This window comes from Bacillus cereus group sp. N14, from assembly GCF_016483555.1.
Taxonomy (GTDB): Bacteria; Bacillota; Bacilli; order Bacillales; family Bacillaceae_G; genus Bacillus_A; species Bacillus_A wiedmannii.
Map to the genome: position 1 here is coordinate 1 of NZ_JAEHBQ010000103.1, position 253 is coordinate 253.

The following is a 253-nucleotide window of genomic DNA, read 5'->3' on the forward strand; positions in this document are numbered from 1 at the left end:
GCCTACCCCGACCCCCCGGAGGACCAGTCGCTCCCGTGGAACCTTGACCTCCCTGAGGTCCAGTGGCACCAGTAGCACCTGTAGCGCCCGTGTTACCTTGAGGTCCGGTAGCGCCAGTATTACCTCGAGGTCCGGTAGCACCAGTAGCGCCCGTGTTACCTTGAGGTCCGGTAGCTCCAGTAGCGCCAGTTTTACCTTGAGGTCCGGTAGCACCAGTAGCGCCAGAATTACCTGGAGGACCAGTAGCGCCAGT

Annotated in this window: 1 pseudogene; it reads right to left on the minus strand. The window is 61.7% G+C overall.

Annotated features, from left to right (window positions below):
- A pseudogene (locus tag JDS82_RS29270) lies at window positions 1–253 on the minus strand (Gly-Xaa-Xaa repeat protein); the annotation flags it as partial.